Origin of the sequence: Micromonospora arida (genome assembly GCF_003857035.1) — a bacterium.
Lineage (GTDB): Bacteria > Actinomycetota > Actinomycetes > Mycobacteriales > Micromonosporaceae > Micromonospora > Micromonospora arida.
This window is the reverse complement of the sequence record NZ_QGSY01000013.1, coordinates 1-1,471: the sequence shown is the minus strand read 5'-3', so window position 1 is coordinate 1,471 and position 1,471 is coordinate 1. Positions and strand designations below refer to the sequence as shown.

The window sequence follows — 1,471 nt, the reverse complement described above, 5'->3', positions numbered from 1 at the left end:
CTCGACGTTTGGTCCGCTTCGCTCGCCTTTGACCCTGCACAAAGTGCAAGATCGCGGCAGCTACGTTGGGTGGGTCAGGCCGTGCCGGTCAGTTCCAGGTAGCCGCGGTGGGCGGCGACCAGGGCCGGGCGGGCTCCGAAGGGCGCCTCGGCGGCCACCCGCTCCGGCGGGGCGCTGCTGGTGTGCGCGGCCCGGATCAGCCAGGCCAGCTTCGCCAGCTCCGCGTGCTGGGCCCGGACGAAGTCGACGTCCACCGGGTCGCCGTGGCCCGGGATCACCACCGTGCGCGCGGTGGTCAGTCGCAGCAGGTCCGCGACCGCGTCCGGCCACTGCAAGGGGTACGAGTCCTCGAAGGCGGGCGGGCCGCTCTGCTCCACCAGGTCCCCGGCCACCAGCACGTCGGCGTCCGGCACGTGCACCACCAGGTCGGCCTCGGTGTGCCCCCGCCCCGGGTGGCGCAGCAGCACCCGTCGACCGCCCAGGTAGAGGGCCGTCTCGAGGTGCACGGTGTGCGTGGGGGCGAGCAGCGGGGTGTCGGCCAGCTCGGCGGCGAGCGCCGGGTGCTCCGTGCGCAACTCCTCGTACGCCTCCCGGCGCAGCCGCTCCGGCTCCTCGCGGAGGGCGGTGGCGGCCAGTTCGTGCGCGTACACCGGGCGGGGTGGGTCGCCGGCCAGGACGGCGTTGCCGAAGCAGTGGTCGTAGTGGTGGTGGGTGTTGACCAGCGTCAACGGACGGTCGGTGACCGCCCGCACGGCCGTGGCCAGCTCGGTGGCCTGGGCGGCCGAGGAGAGCGTGTCCACCAGTAGCGCCTCGTCGTCGCCGACGACCAGTGTGACGTTGACCCGCAGCAGCGGCTCGGCCAGCACGTGCACCCGGTCGGCGACCTCGACGAAACCGGCGTTCACGACGCCCGCCCGGCGCGTTCGACGAAGCGCCCCCGGTCGACCAGGATCCGGTCCACCCGGCCCCGGGCCACCGTCTGGTCGCCGTCGCTGACCGTGACCTCGAACGACAGCCGGCGACCGTCGACGGTCGCCAGCAGCGCCTGCGCGCGGACCGTCCGGCCGACCACGGTCGGCGCGAGGTGCTCCAACTCGACCCGGGTGCCCACTGTCGTCGAACCGGGCGGCATCCCGGTCGCCGTCGCCGCGACGGTGGCCGCCTCGGCCAGCGCCAGCACCCGGGGAGTGCCGAGCACCGGTACGTCCCCGGAACCGACCGCCTGGGCGGTGTCCGCGTCGGTGACGGTCAACTCGACCTGGGCGGTCAGACCCGGCGCGAAGGCGGGCTCGGGCTGCTCCTGCATGGTCGTCAGCCTAGGTGCTCGCCGGACGCGTCGAGCACGCGCCCGACGATCCGGGCGCGGCCATCCCCGACGGTCAGCGGGTGGTCCCCGTCGGTCGATGCCGTCCCCGTCGTTAACCTTGACCCCGATGGCCGTCGTGACTGACCCCCAGCCCCCCGCCCGGAC

The 1,471-nt window shown here is 74.4% G+C and carries 2 protein-coding genes; both read right to left on the bottom strand.

The genetic code is table 11. From position 1 onward, the window contains the following. Window positions 1-74 precede the first annotated feature (74 nt). The gene (locus DLJ58_RS00080; RefSeq protein ID WP_124853295.1) at window positions 75-905 is read right to left on the bottom strand and encodes an MBL fold metallo-hydrolase; all 831 of its coding nucleotides are present in this window, start codon (window positions 903-905) and stop codon (window positions 75-77) included. Beyond that, the gene (locus DLJ58_RS00075; RefSeq protein ID WP_030488289.1) at window positions 902-1,306 is read right to left on the bottom strand and encodes a thioesterase family protein; all 405 of its coding nucleotides are present in this window, start codon (window positions 1,304-1,306) and stop codon (window positions 902-904) included. Before DLJ58_RS00075 ends, DLJ58_RS00080 begins: the two co-directional genes overlap by 4 nt. Between the last annotated feature and the right edge of the window lie 165 nt (window positions 1,307-1,471).

Coding starts and splice junctions, on each gene's coding strand:
- DLJ58_RS00075 (WP_030488289.1), bottom strand. CDS start 1,306: ATGCAGGAGCAGCCCGAGCCCGCCTTCGCGCCGGGTCTGACCGCCCAG.